The sequence below is a fragment of the Tabrizicola oligotrophica genome, assembly GCF_011008935.1.
Classification (GTDB): domain Bacteria; phylum Pseudomonadota; class Alphaproteobacteria; order Rhodobacterales; family Rhodobacteraceae; genus Tabrizicola_A; species Tabrizicola_A oligotrophica.
The window spans coordinates 1-491 of sequence record NZ_JAAIVJ010000047.1; the positions used below are offsets into that span (position 1 = coordinate 1).

A 491-nucleotide genomic window follows, 5' to 3' on the forward strand; every position below is an offset into this window, starting at 1 on the left:
CCGCCGGGTCGAAGCTCGCCGTGTTCGCGATATCCGCGCCGGAGTCGATCATCGCCTGATCGACCGCATAGCTCGCCGTCCAGGTCTCGCTGCCGCCGACCGGGATCGAGATCCCGCTCACCGCCGCACCGCCGAAGTCCACCGGCAGGCTGTCGCTCAGCGCGCCACCCGTCAGCGTCACGTTGCCGGTGTTGGTCACCGCGATCGTATAGGTCAGCGTGCCGGGTGCCGAGAGGCTGGCCTGATCCACCGTCTTCTCGATGGAGAAGCCCGGGGTCTGGCTGATCGTCGTGGTGGCGTCGTCGGACTGCGGCTCGGCTTCCGCCGGCTCGAAGCTCGCCGTGTTCACGATATCCGCGCCGGCGTCGATCATCGCCTGATCGACCGCATAGCTCGCCGTCCAGGTCTCGCTGCCGCCGACCGGGATCGAGATCCCGCTCACCGCCGCACCGCCGAAGTCCACCGGCAGGCTGTCGCTCAGCGCGCCACCC

At 69.5% G+C, this 491-nt stretch carries 1 protein-coding gene; it reads right to left on the reverse strand.

Going from position 1 to position 491, the window contains the following annotated elements; translation table 11 throughout:
• A partial coding sequence (locus tag G4Z14_RS18770; RefSeq protein WP_164628487.1) for a DUF7507 domain-containing protein occupies positions 1 to 442 on the reverse strand: 442 nt, incomplete at its 3' end.
• Between the last annotated feature and the right edge of the window lie 49 nt (positions 443 to 491).